The 16,843-nt window shown below is 68.9% G+C and carries 16 protein-coding genes; 12 read left to right on the top strand and 4 right to left on the bottom strand.

Going from position 1 to position 16,843, the window contains the following annotated elements; genetic code table 11:
- The first annotated feature begins 60 nt into the window (after positions 1-60).
- A complete protein-coding gene (gene rpiA, locus N7640_RS02540) occupies positions 61-732 on the top strand; it encodes a ribose-5-phosphate isomerase RpiA (protein WP_220811310.1) in 672 nt (223 codons plus the stop codon).
- 103 nt (positions 733-835) lie between these two features.
- Here rpiA and N7640_RS02535 read toward each other — a convergent pair whose 3' ends face one another.
- Positions 836-1,948 (bottom strand): SRPBCC family protein, encoded by a 1,113-nt coding sequence (locus N7640_RS02535; protein ID WP_279901560.1) that lies wholly within the window; start codon positions 1,946-1,948, stop codon positions 836-838.
- Between the two features lie 87 nt (positions 1,949-2,035).
- Here N7640_RS02535 and N7640_RS02530 point away from each other — a divergent pair, with 87 nt between their 5' ends.
- The 3 genes from N7640_RS02530 to N7640_RS02520 all read left to right on the top strand — a co-directional run bounded on the left by N7640_RS02530 (position 2,036) and on the right by N7640_RS02520 (position 5,558).
- Entirely contained in the window at positions 2,036-2,959 is a 924-nt protein-coding gene (locus tag N7640_RS02530; RefSeq protein ID WP_279901561.1) for a LysR family transcriptional regulator, read from the top strand.
- A 201-nt stretch (positions 2,960-3,160) separates the two neighbouring features.
- Positions 3,161-5,107, top strand: coding sequence for an autotransporter domain-containing protein (locus N7640_RS02525; protein ID WP_279901562.1), 1,947 nt, complete (start codon positions 3,161-3,163; stop codon positions 5,105-5,107).
- Positions 5,108-5,225: 118 nt separating this feature from the next.
- Complete coding sequence (locus N7640_RS02520; RefSeq protein ID WP_279649799.1) at positions 5,226-5,558, top strand: YegP family protein; 333 nt, start codon at positions 5,226-5,228, stop codon at positions 5,556-5,558.
- Between the two features lie 51 nt (positions 5,559-5,609).
- On the opposite strand, the gene N7640_RS02515 is transcribed toward N7640_RS02520, so the two are convergent.
- Positions 5,610-6,533: an SdiA-regulated domain-containing protein gene (locus N7640_RS02515; RefSeq protein ID WP_279901563.1), complete on the bottom strand. Its 924-nt coding sequence runs from the start codon at positions 6,531-6,533 to the stop codon at positions 5,610-5,612.
- A gap of 113 nt (positions 6,534-6,646) precedes the next feature.
- On the opposite strand from N7640_RS02515, the gene N7640_RS02510 reads away from it, so the two are divergent.
- The 8 genes from N7640_RS02510 to N7640_RS02475 all read left to right on the top strand — a co-directional run bounded on the left by N7640_RS02510 (position 6,647) and on the right by N7640_RS02475 (position 15,012).
- Positions 6,647-7,657 (top strand): AraC family transcriptional regulator, encoded by a 1,011-nt coding sequence (locus N7640_RS02510; RefSeq protein ID WP_220811316.1) that lies wholly within the window; start codon positions 6,647-6,649, stop codon positions 7,655-7,657.
- An 83-nt stretch (positions 7,658-7,740) separates the two neighbouring features.
- Entirely contained in the window at positions 7,741-8,913 is a 1,173-nt protein-coding gene (gene ubiM / locus N7640_RS02505) for a 5-demethoxyubiquinol-8 5-hydroxylase UbiM (RefSeq protein WP_279901564.1), read from the top strand.
- A 203-nt stretch (positions 8,914-9,116) separates the two neighbouring features.
- Complete coding sequence (locus N7640_RS02500; RefSeq protein WP_279901565.1) at positions 9,117-10,166, top strand: ABC transporter ATP-binding protein; 1,050 nt, start codon at positions 9,117-9,119, stop codon at positions 10,164-10,166.
- The gene (locus N7640_RS02495; protein WP_220811319.1) at positions 10,163-11,071 is read left to right on the top strand and encodes an ABC transporter permease; all 909 of its coding nucleotides are present in this window, start codon (positions 10,163-10,165) and stop codon (positions 11,069-11,071) included. The genes N7640_RS02500 and N7640_RS02495 overlap by 4 nt, the downstream gene beginning before the upstream one ends.
- Positions 11,068-11,856: an ABC transporter permease gene (locus tag N7640_RS02490; protein ID WP_220811320.1), complete on the top strand. Its 789-nt coding sequence runs from the start codon at positions 11,068-11,070 to the stop codon at positions 11,854-11,856. The genes N7640_RS02495 and N7640_RS02490 overlap by 4 nt, the downstream gene beginning before the upstream one ends.
- Before the next feature lie 10 nt (positions 11,857-11,866).
- Positions 11,867-12,910, top strand: coding sequence for an extracellular solute-binding protein (locus N7640_RS02485; RefSeq protein ID WP_279901566.1), 1,044 nt, complete (start codon positions 11,867-11,869; stop codon positions 12,908-12,910).
- Between the two features lie 144 nt (positions 12,911-13,054).
- On the top strand, positions 13,055-14,089 hold the full coding sequence (locus N7640_RS02480) for a histone deacetylase family protein (RefSeq protein ID WP_279901567.1): 1,035 nt from the start codon (positions 13,055-13,057) through the stop codon (positions 14,087-14,089).
- 182 nt (positions 14,090-14,271) lie between these two features.
- Positions 14,272-15,012, top strand: coding sequence for a DUF6796 family protein (locus N7640_RS02475; protein ID WP_279901568.1), 741 nt, complete (start codon positions 14,272-14,274; stop codon positions 15,010-15,012).
- Here the strand turns inward: N7640_RS02475 and N7640_RS02470 are convergent.
- Positions 14,993-15,919 (bottom strand): SdiA-regulated domain-containing protein, encoded by a 927-nt coding sequence (locus N7640_RS02470; protein ID WP_239330250.1) that lies wholly within the window; start codon positions 15,917-15,919, stop codon positions 14,993-14,995. The two genes, N7640_RS02475 and N7640_RS02470, sit on opposite strands and share 20 nt — an antisense overlap.
- 201 nt (positions 15,920-16,120) lie before the next feature.
- The gene (locus tag N7640_RS02465; RefSeq protein WP_279901569.1) at positions 16,121-16,786 is read right to left on the bottom strand and encodes a fumarylacetoacetate hydrolase family protein; all 666 of its coding nucleotides are present in this window, start codon (positions 16,784-16,786) and stop codon (positions 16,121-16,123) included.
- Positions 16,787-16,843 lie beyond the last annotated feature (57 nt).

Raw genomic sequence — 16,843 nt, 5'->3', positions numbered from 1 at the left:
CGCTGCGGCCGGGCCGGCAGCGCGGCTATAATCGCGCTTTTCCAGCCCGGCAGAAGCGTCATGACCCAGGATCAGCTCAAGCAGGCGGTGGCCCAGGCCGCCGTCGACCACATCCTCCCCCTGCTCGACAGCAAGAGCGTGATCGGCGTCGGCACCGGCTCTACCGCCAACTTCTTCATCGACGCCCTGGCCCGGCACAAGATGGCCTTCGACGGCGCCGTTGCCAGCTCCGAGGCCACCGCCGCGCGGCTCAAGGGCCACGGCATCCCGGTGTATGACTTGAACAGCGTCAGCGAACTGGAGTTCTACATCGACGGCGCCGACGAGAGCGACGAGCACCTGCACCTGATCAAGGGCGGCGGCGCCGCCCTGACCCGCGAGAAGATCGTCGCGGCGGTGGCCAGGACCTTCATCTGTATCGCCGACGGCAGCAAGCTTGTACCGGTGCTCGGCGCCTTCCCGCTGCCGGTGGAAGTCATCCCCATGGCCCGCAGCCACGTGGCGCGCCAGCTGGTGAAGCTGGGCGGCGACCCGGTGTACCGCGAGGGCGTGGTCACCGACAACGGCAACATCATCCTCGACGTGCACAACATGAGCATCGTCGACCCGGTGAAGCTGGAGGCGGACATCAACGCCATCGTCGGCGTGGTCACCAACGGCCTGTTCGCCGCGCGCCCGGCCGACCTGCTGCTGCTCGGCACCGCCGAGGGCGTGAAGCGCCTGGAGCGCTGAGCGCTCACGCGCCGTCGGGGAACGGTGTAGGAGCGAGCTCTGCTCGCGAATACAGGCGCCGCCAACACTTCGCGAGCAGAGCTCGCTCCTACCATTCGTTCGGCTAGGCGCCGGCGCGCGCCTCCCAGGCCCGCTTCAGCTCGACCAGCGACTGGCGTGACTCGCGCTCGGTCCTGCGGGACAGGAACAGCGCGTCGAGCAGGCGCAGCAGCCGGCCGTTCACCCGGTACTCCATGCGCCGCTCGAAGCGGGTGCCGCCGGCCAGCGGCGCGCACAGGTAGGTGACCCGCAGCCAGAAGCGTCCCTGGGCGTCCTCCGCCTCGGCGCACCACAGCCGGCCCGGCTGGTAGTCGGTGACGCGCCAGGCGATATGGCCGAGGCGGCCGGCGGACTCGATGTCCTCCTCGAAGGTCGCGCCCGCCGGCAGCGGCCCGCTCACCCCGTAGATGACCTTGGACGAGGGATGCCACTCGGGCCAGTGGCTGGCGTCGCGGGCGTAGTCCAGCACCGCCTCGGGCGTGCCGCTCAGGTCTACCACGTGCTGCTGGCGGACCAGGCCGGCCTCGGGCATCGGCTCCCAGTGCAGGGTGCCGTAGAGCCAGTCGGTCAGCGGGAACACGATGTTCATGTTGCGCTCCTGCATCAGGTCGCGGCGATGGTGCAGGGCGTGCAGGTGGCGCATGTGGCGGACCCAGGGCAGGCGCGCGACGGGGTTGCTGTCGGGCAGGTGCTCACAGGCGTGCAGCACCTCGTAGAGCAGGTAGCCCAGCACCCAGCCGGCGCCGACCACGGCCGCTAGCTCCGGGTTGAACGGCCGGATCACCGCCCAGAGGGCCACGGCGCCGGCGCTCTGCACCATCACCAGCCAGGCCGGGAACAGGATCACCCGCCAGTCCCGCGCCTGCTCGAAGGGCATGTGGCGCTCCTCGAAGAAGCTGTGGTGGTCGCCGGTGTGGCGCTTGTAGAACATCGCGCCCAGGCGCCGCTTGTGGTGCCCCAGGCCCTGGTGGATGCGGTGCTCGCCCCAGTTGAGGAACAGCAGGGTCAGGGGCAGCGCCAGCCACTCCCACGGCCCGATGTCCTGCGCGGTCGCCAGCAGGGCGGCCGCCACGCCGAGGCCGAACAGGGCGACGAAGCCGGCGTGCAGCCAGGGGTTGTAGCCGGGGCTGATCGCCGCCCGGTAGCGTTCGCGGAATGTATGCACGTCGAAGCTCATGCCATCGCCCTCCCTCGGGTCTATGAAAGCTCAGGCTAGAGGCTGTATCTTCATTCGTATAATGGATATTCAGAAAGAGCTTTATTCATGATCCGGAATTTGCAACAGCTCGATCTGAACCTGCTGCTGGTGTTCGACGCCCTGATGCAGGAACAGAACCTGTCGCGCGCCGCCCTGCGCCTGCACCGCAGCCAGCCGGCGGTGAGCAACGCCCTGGCGCGCCTGCGCGAGCAGCTCGGCGAGAGGCTGTTCGTGCGCACCGCCCAGGGCCTGCGGCCGACCGCCCAGGCCCAGGCGCTGCACGTGCCGATCCGCCAGGCGCTGGGCATCCTGCAGCGCGGGCTGGGCAGCGAGACCGCCGTCGACCGCGACAGCGAGCACCGCCTGCGCCTGTCGATGAACGACTACGCCCAGGCCAGCCTGCTGCCGGCGCTGAGTGCCCGGCTGGCCGCCGAGGTGCCGCGCTGGACGCTGCAGGTGCAGAGCGACGACGCCCGGCAGATGGTCCGGCAACTGGCCGACGGCGAACTCGACCTGGCCATCGACTACCTGTATTTCGACGATCCGCAGCTGTGCTACCAGGCGCTGCACGAGGAACGGATGATGGTCATCGGCCGCGGCGGCCACCCGGCCTTCGACGGCGGCCTGGGCCTGGAGGACTACCAGGGCGCCCGGCACGTCTCTATCCTGCCGCGCGACGGCCGCGGCTCGCCGCTGGAGATCGTGCTCGGCTCGGCCAAGGTGCGCCGCCAGGTGCAGGTCTACCTGCCCAACTACATGCCGCTGCCGGCCATCGTCGCCGGCTCCGACCTGCTGGCCACGGTGCCCGGCCACCTGCTGCGCCAGCTGCCGGCCGGCCATGGCCTGGCGGTGGCGCCGCTGCCGCTGGCACTGCCGCCGGTGCAGGTCAGCATGATCTGGCACCGTTCCCAGGACCGCTCGCCGAACATGCGCTGGCTGCGCGAGCGGCTGCTGGAGATCGCCGGCGAACTGCGCGCCGGCGAGGCCTGATTCGGGGCCGGAAAGACCCCGTTCGCGCCAATCCGGTGCGCCGTGTCCGCCCGGTCATGTAGCCAGGCGGATACAACTTACAGCCAGGCGACCCGCAGTTTTTCCCATGCGTCAATCTGTCTGCGCGGACAGGTTGCCGGCCCGCATCCTGCTATTGCTTTCCTGTCGTTTTTCCTCCCAACCAACAACAAGGAAAGTGAAGTGATCAAATCCCTCGCTCGCGCCGTCAGCCTCGGCAGCCTGCTCTGCGCCCCCCTGGCCGGCGCCTACCAGTTCGGCGAACACGCCGCTGGCACCGTCGACAAGCTGATCCACGACTACCCGGGCCGCTACCGCGACACCGCCAGCTTCGCCGGCGCCGCCGACTGGATGGAGGCCCGCATGGGCAGCGGCTATGCGCTCGGCCGGCAGAACTTCAGCTGGAACGACGGCACCCGCACCTCGCAGAACGTCGTTGCCTCCGCCGCCGGCCTCAGCGACCAGTACGTGGTGATCGGCGCCCACTTCGACACCTACTTCGGCCGCCCGACCCTGCAGGGCCTGGACGACAACGCCTCGGGCGCCGGCGTGCTGACCGAGGTGGCGCGCAACCTCTCCGGGTTGCGCCTGGAGAACGGCCTGGAGATCGTCGGCTTCGGCGCGGAGGAAGAGGGCCTGCGCGGTTCCCGGGCCTACGTGGCCGCGCTGGACGACGCGCGGCGCGCCAACCTGCTGGCGATGATCAACATCGACAGCCTGATCACCGGCGACATGATGTACGCCCACGCCGGCCAGAACAGCACGGACAACCCGGAGCTGGCCAGCCTGCGCGAGCACGCCGCGCGCATCGCCGGGGAGCTGGGCATCGACCTGCGCGCCAACCCCGGCCTCAACCCCGACTACCCCGTCGGCACCGGCTGCTGCAGCGATGGCGAGGCGTTCGAGGACCTCAACGTGCCGATCCTCTACGTCGAGTCGACCAACTGGGACATCGGCGACCTGGACGGCTACGAGCAGACCACCAACCCGGCCATCCCCGGCGGTTCGACCTGGCACGACCCGGTCGAGGACAACGAGACCGTGCTGGTCGGCGCCTTCGGCGAGGAGCGTATCGAACAGCGCCTGCGCGACTACTCGCGCCTGCTCAGCCGCCTGATGCTGGAGCTGACCAACGCCGACCTGCTGGCCTCCGCCGCGTCGGGCGGCGCCACCGCGCGCAACATGCAGGACCACCTGCAGCGCCAGTACCAGGCGCAGAGCCAGCTGCACGAGCGGCGCTGGCAGCTGCTGCAGGCCATGCAGCGCGAGGTCGGCAGCTTCGACGGGGCGATCGGCGTGGACGGCGAGTACGCGCCGGACAGCGGATTCGACGAGGCGCCCAACCCCGAGGCCCGGCGCTACGGCATCCACGCCCTGGGCGACCTGCGGGTGAGCGAGCTGCTGTCGGTGGGCGCCAGCCTGAGCTACCAGAACGGCCGCGACGACCTGGAGCATGGCGGCAAGCTCGACAGCGACGCCTGGCGCCTCGGCGCCTTCGCCCTGCTCAGCGACGGCGGCCCGGCCTGGCTGGGCGCCGACCTCGGCGTGGCGCACACCCGCCTCGACAGCGAGCGCGCCCTGCGCATCCAGGCCGACGGCGGCCCGGTGCTGCTGGAGCGGCGCTTCTCCGCCGATACCGACGCGCTGACCTGGGGCGCGCGCCTGCTCGGCGGCTACGACTTCAGTTTCGGCGACCTGCGCAGCGGTCCCTTCGCCGGCCTGGACTACAGCCACAGCCGCATCGACGACTTCTCCGAGAAGGGCGCCGACCGCACCGCCCTGGGCTACGAGGAACAGGACTACGACAGCCTCGAAGCCAGCCTCGGCTGGCGCCTGCAGGGCAGCCTGGCGCTCGATGGCTCGCTGCGCCTGCTGCCGTACGCCAGCGTGGCCTGGGTCAAGGAGCTGGGCGACGGTCGCCTGGAAGACATCGCCCTCACCAGCCGCGCCGACGGCCGGGTGCGGGTGGCCGAGCTGGGCGACGTGGACACCAGCTTCGGCCGCGCGCGCCTCGGCAGCCAACTGCAGATCGGCGACAGTCTGGGGCTGTACGTGGAGGTCAACGGCCGCCTGGGTCACGACGAGGGCAGCCAGACCGGCTACTCGCTCGGCGCCCAGTGGCTGTTCTGAGGTGAGCGGGCGGGGCCGGCTCCCGGCCCCGCCCGATTCTGCAAGCGTGATCGTCCGAACAACCGAAGCGGCAGCTTGCGGCTACGCTTAGCGGACCATTCCCCACGGAGGTCCACCCATGGCCAGCAAGTTCCACCTGAAAACCGCCAGCAACGGCCAGTTCCACTTCAACCTGCATGCCGGCAACGGCGAGATCATCCTCAGCAGCGAACAGTACAAGGCCAAGCAGTCGGCCCTGGACGGCATCGAGTCGGTGCGCAAGAACTCGCAGCGCGAGGGTGCCTTCGAGGTCAAGGACGCCAGCAACGGCAAGAGCTACTTCGTGCTCAAGGCCACCAACGGCCAGGTGGTCGGCCAGAGCCAGATGTACGCCAGCGAGGCCAGCTGCAAGAACGGCATCGAGTCGGTGAAGAAGAACGCGCCGGACGCGGTGCTGCAGAACGACGCCTGAGCGGGTGACGAGTGAAACCCGCGTGGGTGTTCGGCGCGGGTTACACCCGCCCTACGGCTGCGCCTGTTTCTCGAACACGTAGAACAGGTTCGGCTCGCTCACCAGGTACAGCCGGCCGTGGTCGTCCAGTGCGACGCCCTCGGCCTGCGGTACTCCCTTCTCCAGGCCGTTGCGCCCGCCCAGCAGCGACAGGGTGCTGATCGGCCGGCCGTCCGAATTGATCTCCAGCACCAGGCGCGACTCGTCCGAGAGTGCCAGCAGGTGCCCGCTGTGCTGGTCGTACTGCAGGCTCGACAGGTCGCGCACGAACAGCCGCGCATCGCGCTCCGGGTCTTCCACCACGTGCACGGCGAACGGCTTGTCCGGGTGGGTGTGGGGGAAGCCGTGGATCTCGTAGATGGTCACCGGGTCGCGCTCCTTGGCGGCGAACAGGCGGTGGTTGACCGGATCGTAGGCCAGCCCCTCGAAGCCCTTGTTGCCGTTGAGGCCGATGCCCAGCGACAGCTGCTCGGAGTCGGCGGCGTCGACGAAGTCGGTGTCGTCGTCCAGGTGCACGCGGTACAGGCGCTGCTGGCGTTCGTCGGTGATCACGTAGAGGTCGCGGCTGATGTACTCGATGGCTTCCGGGTCGCCGAAGCCGATCAGGGGCACGCGGCGGATGATCGCGCCGTCCAGCGACAGCTCGACCACCTCGGGTTTCTTGTTGGTCACGGTGAAAAGCGTGCGCCGGTCCGGGTCGAAGGTCAGCGCGGAGACATCGGAACTCAGCCCCTCGATGGGCCTGGCCTGCACGGTGGCGTGGTAGTCCGGCAGCCAGATCGAGCGGTCCCGCCATTCGGTGGTGTGGCGCCATTCTTGCACCATGAACCAGCCGCGTTCGAACAGGCGCCACTGCTGGGCCACCACCAGCAGGGCCAGGAGGACGAGCAGCGCCAGGGTGGGCAGCAGAACGCGGGCTTGGGTCAGGCGACGCATGGATGGGGTTCCGGGTCAGGGGTGCTGCATCAGAGCAGCCGCAGCTGAATTCAACCTTAAGAAGGCGCCGCCGGCCGAAGTTACCGAATACCACCGCAGCGGAAACGGTCGTCATGTCAGTGTTACCGGAAGAGCGAGTATTGACCACCCTGCACACGGTCGCCTTGGCCGTGCAGGTCCTGCAGCGCATGGGCGTCGCCGCCGAGCGGGTGCTGGAGGGCAGCGGCATCCAGGCCGGCGACCTGGACAGCCCGACCCGGCTGGTCAACCACGCCCAGGAACTGCGCGTGCTGAGCAACGCCCTGGCGGCCAGCGCCGACCCCGCCCTGGGCCTGCTGCTGGGCAAGCGCATGCACGTCTCGGCCTACGGCATGCTCGGCTACACCCTGCTGGCCAGCCGCAACCTGGGCGACGCGCTGCGCCTGGCCATCGCCCATCCGGCGCTGCTCGGCACCTACTTCCAGCTCGACCTGCGCCCGGTCGGCGACGAGGTGCGACTGAGCGCCGGTGGCTACCGCTACGACCCCGCATTGTCGCGCTTCAACACCGAGCTGTGCCTGGCCTCGCTGCTCACCGTGGTGCAGGACCTGCTCGGCGAGTCCGTACGCCCGCGCCGCCTGCTGCTGGCCTACCGCGCGCCGGCCCATGCCGCCAGCTACGGCGAGCGGCTCGGCTGCCCGGTGGAGTTCGACGCCGGCTGCAACGCCCTGTGCTTCAACCCGGCGCTGCTGGAGCGGCCGCTGCCGCTGGCCGACCCGGTCAGCCACCAGCACGGCCTGCAGCAGTGCATGCAGCTGGAAGCGCAGCTGCACAACCGCCACGACCTGCGCGACCTGATCCGCCAGCAGCTGTCCGGCGACCTGATCGAGTGCTCCAGTCTGGAGCGCGTCGCCACCCGCCTGCACCGTTCCGAGCGCACCGTGCGCCGCCATCTGCAGCAGCTCAACACCAGCTTCCAGCACCTGCTCGACGAGGTGCGCTACGACAAGGCGCGCCAGCTGCTGCTCAACACCGACATGCCGATCTACCTGATCGCCGAGCAGCTCGGCTACAGCGAGACCGCCAGTTTCCGCCACGCCTTCCAGCGCTGGAGCGGCCTGGCGCCGAGCGAACTGCGCCGCTGAGGCGGCGACATGATCCAGGACAAGACCGGACGGCGCTCCCGCGCCTAGACTCGCGGACATCGTCAGTGCTGCGGGAGCCGCTCATGATCCACGATGTCGCCATCATCGGCGCCGGCCCGGCCGGCCTGTGCCTGGCCCGCGCCCTGTCCGGGCACGGCCTGTCCGTCGTCCTGCTGGAGCGCCAGGCGGAACAGGAACTGGCCGACCCGGCCTTCGACGGCCGCGAGATCGCCCTGACCCACGCCTCCCAGGCCCTGCTGGAGAAGCTCGGCCTGTGGCGGCGCTTCCCCGCCGAGGATGTCGCCGTGCTGCGCGACGCCCAGGTGTTCAACGGCCCCTCGCTGTTCGCCCTGAAGATCCGCGCCGAGCAGGCGGGCGCCGAGCGCCTCGGCCATCTGGTCGCCAACCAGGCGATCCGCCGCGCCGCCTTCGAGGCGGTCGCCGAATGTGCCGACGTGCAATTGCGCTGCGAGACGAGCGTACGTGCGATCCGCCACCACGCCCGGGAAGTGGAGTTGGAACTGGCCGATGGCGAGTCGCTGCGCACGCGCCTGCTGGTGGCCGCCGACAGCCGCTTCTCCGAGACCCGTCGCCAGCTCGGCATCGGCGCCCGCCTCAAGGACTTCGGCAAGACCATGCTGGTGTGCCGCATGCGCCACGACAAACCTCACCAGCAGGTGGCCTGGGAGTGGTTCGGCTACGGCCAGACCCTGGCCCTGCTGCCGCTCAACGGCAACCAGTCGTCCGTGGTGCTGACCCTGCCGCCGCGCGAGATCGAGCGCCTGCGCGAACTGGACGAGGAGGCCTTCGCCCGGGAGATGGAGCAGCGCTTCGACCGTCGCCTCGGCGCCATGCAGCTGGTCAGCGCCCGCCGCGCCTATCCCCTGGTCGGCGCCTACGCCGAGCGCCTGGTCGGCCCGCGCTGCGCATTGCTCGGCGACGCCGCCGTCGGCATGCACCCGGTCACCGCCCACGGCTTCAACTTCGGCCTGGGCAGCGTGCAGCGGCTAAGCGAAGCCATACTGACTGCCCACGCCCACGGCGAAGACATCGCCGCGCCGGCGGTGCTGTCCCGCTACGAGCGCCAGCACCGCCTGGCGACCTGGCCGCTGTACCAGGCCACCAACCTGCTGGTGGACGTCTACACCAACGACCGCCTGCCGGCCAGGTTGCTGCGCGGCGCCGGCCTGCGGGTGGCGCAGGGGCTCCTGCCGCTGCGCAAGGGCATCGCGCGGCACCTCACCGCGCACGGCTGACCCACCGTAGGGTGCGCCGCGCGCACCGGCCGTGCCTCGGTGCGCGCGGCACACCCTACAGATTGGCCTCATCTATCCCCTTTTGTCCGCATCTATCGTTCTGCCGCAAGCGCAGCGCTGCCTAGAATCGATCACAAGGTGTCCTTGGCACCCAACTGCCTCTTAATCGCCAATAAAAACAATTGGTTAGGAGCTATTTGCGGATGAGCAGCGCGATCTCGATCGAAACCCTGAGCATGGAGTACGGTGCCGCCGGCAGCGGCCACAAGGCCCTGGACGAGGTCTCCCTGGAAATCCGCGACAACGAGTTCTTCACCCTGCTGGGCCCCTCGGGCTGCGGCAAGACCACGCTGCTGCGGCTGATCGCCGGTTTCGAGCAGCCCACCGCCGGGGTGATCCGCCTGTACGGCGAGCCGATGCAGGACCTCCCGCCCTTCCGCCGCCCGGTCAATACCGTGTTCCAGAGCTACGCGCTGTTCCCGCACATGACGGTGGCGCAGAACATCGGCTTCGGCCTGGAGATGCAGGGCAAGCCGAAGGCGGAGATCGCCGCCACCGTGGAGCGCATGCTGGCGCTGGTGAAGCTGCCGGACGTGGGCGGCCGCCGCGCCGACCAGCTGTCCGGCGGCCAGCAGCAGCGCATCGCCCTGGCCCGGGCGCTGGCCAGCCGGCCGCGGGTGCTGCTGCTGGACGAGTCGCTGTCGGCGCTGGACATGAAGCTGCGCAAGGAGATGCAGATCGAACTCAAGCGCCTGCAGGCCGAGACCGGCATCACCTTCATCTTCGTCACCCACGACCAGGAAGAAGCGCTGACCATGTCCGACCGCATCGCGGTGATGAGCAAGGGGCGCATCCTCCAGGTCGGCACGCCCAGCGAAATCTACGAGAGCCCGGTGAACCGCACGGTGGCCGACTTCATCGGCGAGACCAACTTCCTCGAAGCCTGGGCCCGGGACGAGCGCCTCGAACTGGCCGACGGCCAGGCGCTGCCGGGGGCGGGCGAGCGGCGCGGCGCGGTGACCCTGGCGATCCGCCCGGAACGGGTGGCCCTGGACGAGGCCGGCAACCTGGCCGGCGAGGTGGAGGAGGTGGTGTACATCGGCACCGACACCCTCTACCTGCTCAAGGTGGCGGGGCAGTCGGGCTTCCGCGTGCGCCAGCAGAACCGCGGCGGAAGCGCGCAGCCCCTGCCGCGCGGCGCGCTGGTGCGGCTCGACGTGCCGGCAGCGGCGATCCGGGTGCTGGCCGAATGAGCACGCCACGGCAACTGGCCGAACGCCGCCAGCTGGTCCGCCGCCTCGGCCTGATCGCGCCGGGCATGGCGGTGCTGGCGGTGTTCCTGATCGCGCCGCTGGCGATCATGCTGCTGGTGTCCTTCCTCCAGCCCGGCGACTACGGCGGGGTGAAGTGGGGCGAATACTCGGTGGAGGCCTATGTCGGCTTCCTCTACGAGCGCGACTTCGATGATAGCCTGGTGTTCAACACCGACTACCTGGGCATCTTCCAGCGCTCCTTCTGGCTGGCCGTGGCGACCACCGCCGGCTGCCTGCTGATCGGCTTCCCCACGGCGCTGTACCTGGCGCTGCAGAGCGAGAGGAAGCGCAACCTGCTGCTGTTCCTGGTCACCGTGCCGTTCTGGACCAACCTGCTGGTGCGGGTCTACGCCTGGATGCTGCTGCTGCGCAACGGCGGCCTGGTGGACAGCGCGCTGGGCGTGTTCGGCGTGCCCGAGGGCAGCGTCGGCCTGCTGTACAGCAACGGCGCGGTGATGATCGGCCTGCTCTACAGCTTCCTGCCGTTCATGGTGCTGCCGATCTACACCAGCCTGGAGAAGCTCGACTGGCGCCTGGTGGAGGCGGCCTTCGACCTGGGCGCCAACCGCTGGCAGGCGCTGAAAAGGGTGATCCTGCCGCTGGCGCTGCCCGGCATGCTGGCCGGGGCGACCCTGGTGTTCATCCCGGCGCTGGGCAACTACATCATTCCCGAGCTGCTCGGCGGCGGTAAGGCGCTGATGATCGGCAACCTGATCCAGCTGCAGTTCGGCTCCGGGCACAACTGGCCGCTGGGCTCGGCGCTGGCCTTCTCGCTGTTCAGCCTGGTGCTGCTGGCCCTGCTGTTCAATGGCCTGCGCCAGCGCGGCCAGGAGGTGCGCGCATGAACCTGCAGGGCCCGCTGTGGCGTTTCACCGGCGTGCGGCCGCTGGCCTGGGCGTTCTTCGCCTTCCTCTACATCCCGATCGTGGTGCTGGTGGCGCTGAGCTTCAACGCAGGCCAGTCGGCTACCCTGTGGCAGGGCTTCAGCCTCAAGTGGTACGGCGTGGTGGCGAACGATCCGGAGATTCTCCGCGCGGCGAAGAACTCGCTGATCGTCGCGACCCTGGCGACGCTGATCGCCACCTGCCTGGCGACCCTGGCCGCGCTGGGCATGCACGGCCGGCGCTTCCGCGGCCAGGGCGCATTGCAGGGCGTGCTCGGCCTGCCGCTGCTGGTGCCGGACATCGTCTGCGCGGTGGCGATCCTGATGTTCTTCGCCTTCATCGGCCTGAAGCTGTCGCTGCTGACCATCCTGATCGCCCATGTGGTGTTCTGCACGCCGTTCGCCTACCTGCCGATCCGCGCCCGCCTGCAGGGCATGGACCCGCGTCTGCTGGAGGCGGCCGCCGACCTCTACGCCTCGCCCTGGCGCGCGTTCTGGCGGGTCAGCTTCCCGCTGCTGCTGCCCGGCATCCTGTCCGGGGCGATGCTCGCCTTCATCATCTCGATGGACGACTTCGTCATCACCTACTTCGTCGCCGGGGCCGGTTCGACCACCCTGCCGATCTACATCTTCAGCTCCATCCGCATGGGTATATCGCCGAAGATCAATGCGATTTCCTCGATCATGCTCGTGCTTTCCATCCTCTTCGTCACCCTGTCGTACTACCTCGGCCAACGCAAACGCTAGGAGCCAGACCATGATCCGTCGTACCCCGCTCGCGCTATCCGTCGTATTCGCTCTCGGCCTGTCCGGCGCCGCCCAGGCCGCCGGCAGCCTCAACTTCGCCAACTGGTCGGACTACTACCCGCCGGAGCTGCTGAAGAAGTTCGAGGCCGACACCGGCGTCAAGGCCACCCTCGACGCCTACGACTCCAACGAGACCCTGCTGGCCAAGCTCAAGGCCGGCGGCGGCAACTACGACGTGGTGGTGCCGTCGGACAGCTTCATCCAGATCATGGTCCAGGAGGACCTGCTGCAGAAGTTCGACAAGAGCAAGCTGCCGAACCTGAAGAACCTGGCGCCGACCTTCCAGAAGCTCGACTTCGACCCGGGCCACGACTACAGCGTGCCGTACCTGTGGGGCACCACCGGCTACAGCTACGACAGCGCCCAGGTGCCGGGCGGCAAGCTCGACGAGAGCTGGGGGCCGTTCTTCGCCCCGCCGGCCGAGCTGAAGGGCAAGGTGGTGGCGCTCAACTCGATGGACGACCTGTTCCCGCCGGCCGCCTTCTACCTCGGCATCGACCGCTGCACCGAGGACCCGCAGGAGGTGAAGAAGGTGATGGACCTGCTGAGCAAGCAGAAGGGCATGCTCGCCATGTACAACAGCGACGGCACCATCGAGCGCATGGCCGCCGGCGAGGTCGCCATGCACCAGCAGTGGAACGGCGCCTTCCACCGCGCCAAGGAGCAGCGCGGCTCGCTGGTCTACGTCTATCCGAAGGAAGGCATCGCCACCTTCATCGACAACTTCGTGATCCCCAAGGGCGCGACCAACGTGGAGGAGGCTCACGTGTTCATCAACTGGATGATGCAGCCGGAGAACATCGCCGCCGCCTCCAACTTCGCCAAGTACCACAACGCCATCGCCGGCTCCGAGCAGTTCATGGAGAAGGCCCTGTTCGACGACCCGGCCATCAACACCCCGCAGGACAAGCTCGAGCGCCTGCGCCCGTTCAAGCTGTGCTCGCCCAAGGCCCTGTCGTTGCGCACCAAGGTCTGGACCAAGCTGAAGAAATAAGCGCCTGGCTCCCCTCTCCCATTTGGGAGAGGGGTCGGGGCGGCCCGCGTAGGGGTGAGGGTGCTTCGACCCTCGCCTGAACCATCCCGGCAGGAAAATTCATCCTTTCATTTCACGGACCCTTGCGAGTCCGGGGAGCCCCTCATGCTGACGATCTACAGCGACGACCATCACCTGCACCACGGCAAGTTCGAACTGATCGACGGCCAGCTCACCCCCTGCTTCGAGAAGCCCAGCCGTGCCGACATGGTCCTGGCGCGTGCGCAGAAGGTGAAGCTGGGCGAGGTGGCGGCGCCGCGTGAGTTCGGCCTGGAGCCGATCCTGCGGGTCCACGACGAAGGCTTCGTGCACTTCCTCAAGGGCGCCTGGGCCGAATGGCAGGCCATGGGTCGCGACTACGACATGCTGCCGTTCACCTGGCCCAACCGGCGCCTGCGCCAGACCATCCCGGACAGCGTCGACGGCCGCTTCGGCTACTACAGCTTCGACGCCGGCGTGCCGATCACCGCCGGCACCTGGCAGGCGGTGAGCAGCTCGGTGAACGTCGCCCTGACCGGCCAGGCCGAGCTGGCCAAGGGCGCGCGCGGGGTGTTCTCCCTGTGCCGGCCGCCGGGCCACCACGCCGCCGCCGACTACATGGGCGGCTACTGCTACTTCAACAACGCCGCCATCGCCGCCCAGGCCATGCTCGACCAGGGCGCCAGCCGGGTGGCCATCCTCGATGTGGACTACCACCACGGCAACGGCACCCAGGACATCTTCTACGATCGCGCCGACGTGCTGTTCACCTCGATCCACGGCGATCCGCGCTTCGAGTACCCGTTCTTCCTCGGCTACGCCGACGAGAAGGGCACCGGCGTCGGCCAGGGCTTCAACTTCAACTACCCGCTGGCCGCCGGCAGCGACTGGTCGGCGTGGAGCCTGGCGCTGGCCGCCGCCTGCCGGCAGATCGCCGCCTACGCGCCGGACGCGCTGGTGGTGTCGCTGGGGGTGGACACCTTCAAGGAAGACCCGATCTCCCAGTTCAAGCTGGACAGCCCGGACTACCTGCGCATGGGCGAAGTCATCGGCAAACTCGGCCTGCAGACCCTGTTCGTGATGGAAGGCGGCTACGCGGTGGAGGAGATCGGCATCAACGCCATCAACGTGTTGCAGGGCTTCGACAGCGTGGTGCGCTGACCTGCGGATGGGTGTGCCGTGGTGGCGGCGGTGCGCACAGCGCACCCTACGGTAGGGCGGGTGAAACCCGCGGGCGGGACCGATGACCTCGCGGAGGCGCGGGTTGCACCCCCCACGGGATTCGCTCGCCTGGCAGCGCGATAGCTTCTAGAATCGAGAACAATTCTCGACAAGGGGGCTCCATGTCCGCATCCATCCGGCTTCGACTCGTCCGCCTGAGCGGCCTAGCGGGCATCCTCGGCGCGCTGCTGTGGACGCTCGGCGACGCCCTCATCATCGGCGCCAATGCCGGCGTCGCCGACTATCCCCTGCTGCTCGACACCTACGCGGAGCGGATCGGTTTCGACGGCCTGGCGATGATGCTGCCGTCGTCCGAGCCGCGCCTGGCGGCCGGCGCGCTGGTCGCCAACGTCGGTATCGTCTTCTACCTGGCCGGCTGCTGGCACCTGCTCCAGGGCATGCGCCCGGACCGGGGATGGCTCGCCTGGGCGGCCTTCGCCCTGCTGGTCGCCGGCAACGCCTGGTCGCCGCTCGGGCATGCCGGCTTCTACTACGTCGGCATGGTCTACAAGACACTGCTGGAGACGCCGGTGGAGGCCCATGCCGCGCTGCTCGAACTCGGCAACCACTTCGACCACGTGCTGATGATCGCCTGGTTGCTGGCAGTGGTGACCCTCGGCGTGGCGCTGTTGCTGCTCGGACTGCGCATCGCCCTCGGTGGCACGGCCTGGCCGCGCTGGTTCGCGCTGGTCGCCAACCCGCTGTCGCTGGTCGGCATCGGCCTGCTGGTGCCGTTCGTGCTGCCGGAACCGCTGAGCACCTGGCTCGGCGGCGCGGCGTTCAACGTCGGCTGGCTGGCCGTCTACGCCCTGTCGACCGCGCTGCTGTGGCGCGGCGACACGCTCAGCCCTGCGGTGCGGTAAAGGGCTCGTCCTTGCGGAACACGTAGAACAGGTTCGGCTCGCTGACCATGTAGATGGTGCCGTCCTCGTCCATGGCCACGCCCTCGGCGCGCGGGATGCGCTGCTCCAGGCCGCTGCGGCCGCCGACCAGGCTGATGAAGCTGACCGGCTCGCCGTGCTCGTCCAGCTCCAGCAGCAGGCGCGACTGGGCGGAGAGGGCGAGGATGTGGCCGGTGCGCGGGTCGACGCTGAGCGCCGACAGGTTGCGCATGCCCAGGCCGTAGCTCGGCAGCGGCTGCAGTTCCTGGTCCAGCAACTGCTGGCCGTCGCTGCCCAGGCTGAACATGGCGGTGGGCGAGCGCTCCTTGCCGAGCAGCAGGCGCTGCTGGGCCGGATCCCAGGCGATGCCCTCGAAGCCCTTGTTGCCGGCGTCCGGGAAGCCCAGGTCGAAGGGTTCGGCGTCGGCGATGTCCAGTTCCTCGGTGTCCGGCGTCAGGGCGAAGATCGACAGGTTGCGCTTGCGCTCGTCAGTCACGGCGATGTTGCCGTTCTCCAGCACGGCCACCCCTTCCGGGTTGGCGAAGCCTTTCAGGGCGATGCGCCGCAGCACCTCGCCGGTGCGGCTCAGCTCGACCAGCATGGGCAGCTTGCCGGTGACGGTGAACAGGGTGCCGGTGAGTGGGCTGTAGGCCAGGTCGGAGGCCTCGTCGTCGTCCAGGCCGGCCAGCGGCTTGCCCTCGACGCTGACCTTGTAGCCCGGCAGCCAGATGCTGGCGTCGCGGTCGGCGGTCGGCACGTTCTGCTCCTTGAGCCAGAGCAGGGTGCGGTCGTCCCAGTGCAGGTAGCGGACCACGGCGACGGTGCAGGCGAGGATGACGACCAGCGCGAGGCTGAGCGTGCGGCGGCGGGAGAGAACGGCGAGGGACATCGGGGACTGCTCGATGAAGATCAGTCCCTGTGATACCCCGGGCACGGTGAAAGTTCTGTGAAAGGCCGACTCGGAACCTGTTCACGAGCGAGAACACATCCTGTAGGAGCGGTCTTGGCCGCGAAGCTTTTACCGTGCTCCCGGTTCGCGGCCAAGGCCGCTCCTATCAGCTGCGCCTATCTGCTGCTCTCGCCCGGGCTTTCAGAGGACCTGGCTGGCGAAGCGCGAAAGCCCGACCAGTTCGATCTCCAGGCTCTGGCCGCTGCTCAGCGGGCCGACGCCGGCGGGGGTGCCGGTGGACACCACGTCGCCCGGCTGCAGGCTGAAGTGGCCGGCGATGTGCTGGATCAGGCCGATGATCGGGTTGAGCATGTCGCGGCTGTTGCCGTCCTGGCGGACCTGGCCGTCGATGGACAGGCGGATGCCGATGTCGCGCACATCCTCCACCGCGTCGGCCGTGATGAAGGGGGCCAGCACGTAGGCGCCGTCGAACGACTTGGACAGCTCCCAGGGCAGGCCCTTTTCCTTCAGCTTCGCCTGCACGTCGCGCAGGGTCAGGTCCAGCGCCGGGGCGAAGCCGGAGATGGCGTCGCGCACCTCTTCCTCGCTCGGCTTCTTCGACAGCGGCTTGCCGATCAGCACGGCGATCTCCGCCTCGAAGTGCACGGCGCCGCGCTCCTGGGGAATGGCGAAACCGCCCTCCAGCGGCACGGTGCAACTGCCCGGCTTGATGAACAGCAGCGGCTCGGTCGGCACCGGGTTGTTCAGCTCGGCGGCGTGCTCGGCGTAGTTGCGCCCGACGCACACCACCTTGCCCAGCGGGAAGTGGACCGGGGTGCCGTCGATGTAGTGGTGCTGGTAGCTCATGATGTAGCTCCGTGTGCTTTTGCTCCCTCTCCCCTTGGGAGAGGGTTGGGGTGAGGG

This window comes from Pseudomonas sp. GD04015 (assembly GCF_029837675.1).
Taxonomy (GTDB): Bacteria; Pseudomonadota; Gammaproteobacteria; order Pseudomonadales; family Pseudomonadaceae; genus Aquipseudomonas; species Aquipseudomonas paralcaligenes.
The sequence above is the reverse complement of the archived record's forward strand: the minus strand, read 5'-3'. Positions and strand labels throughout refer to the sequence as shown.

Coding starts and splice junctions, on each gene's coding strand:
- N7640_RS02470 (WP_239330250.1), bottom strand. CDS start 15,919: ATGTCCCTCGCCGTTCTCTCCCGCCGCCGCACGCTCAGCCTCGCGCTG.
- ubiM (WP_279901564.1), top strand. CDS start 7,741: ATGATCCACGATGTCGCCATCATCGGCGCCGGCCCGGCCGGCCTGTGC.
- N7640_RS02500 (WP_279901565.1), top strand. CDS start 9,117: ATGAGCAGCGCGATCTCGATCGAAACCCTGAGCATGGAGTACGGTGCC.
- N7640_RS02515 (WP_279901563.1), bottom strand. CDS start 6,533: ATGCGTCGCCTGACCCAAGCCCGCGTTCTGCTGCCCACCCTGGCGCTG.
- N7640_RS02490 (WP_220811320.1), top strand. CDS start 11,068: ATGAACCTGCAGGGCCCGCTGTGGCGTTTCACCGGCGTGCGGCCGCTG.
- N7640_RS02520 (WP_279649799.1), top strand. CDS start 5,226: ATGGCCAGCAAGTTCCACCTGAAAACCGCCAGCAACGGCCAGTTCCAC.
- N7640_RS02535 (WP_279901560.1), bottom strand. CDS start 1,948: ATGAGCTTCGACGTGCATACATTCCGCGAACGCTACCGGGCGGCGATC.
- N7640_RS02480 (WP_279901567.1), top strand. CDS start 13,055: ATGCTGACGATCTACAGCGACGACCATCACCTGCACCACGGCAAGTTC.
- N7640_RS02475 (WP_279901568.1), top strand. CDS start 14,272: ATGTCCGCATCCATCCGGCTTCGACTCGTCCGCCTGAGCGGCCTAGCG.
- N7640_RS02485 (WP_279901566.1), top strand. CDS start 11,867: ATGATCCGTCGTACCCCGCTCGCGCTATCCGTCGTATTCGCTCTCGGC.
- rpiA (WP_220811310.1), top strand. CDS start 61: ATGACCCAGGATCAGCTCAAGCAGGCGGTGGCCCAGGCCGCCGTCGAC.
- N7640_RS02530 (WP_279901561.1), top strand. CDS start 2,036: ATGATCCGGAATTTGCAACAGCTCGATCTGAACCTGCTGCTGGTGTTC.
- N7640_RS02465 (WP_279901569.1), bottom strand. CDS start 16,786: ATGAGCTACCAGCACCACTACATCGACGGCACCCCGGTCCACTTCCCG.
- N7640_RS02510 (WP_220811316.1), top strand. CDS start 6,647: ATGTCAGTGTTACCGGAAGAGCGAGTATTGACCACCCTGCACACGGTC.
- N7640_RS02495 (WP_220811319.1), top strand. CDS start 10,163: ATGAGCACGCCACGGCAACTGGCCGAACGCCGCCAGCTGGTCCGCCGC.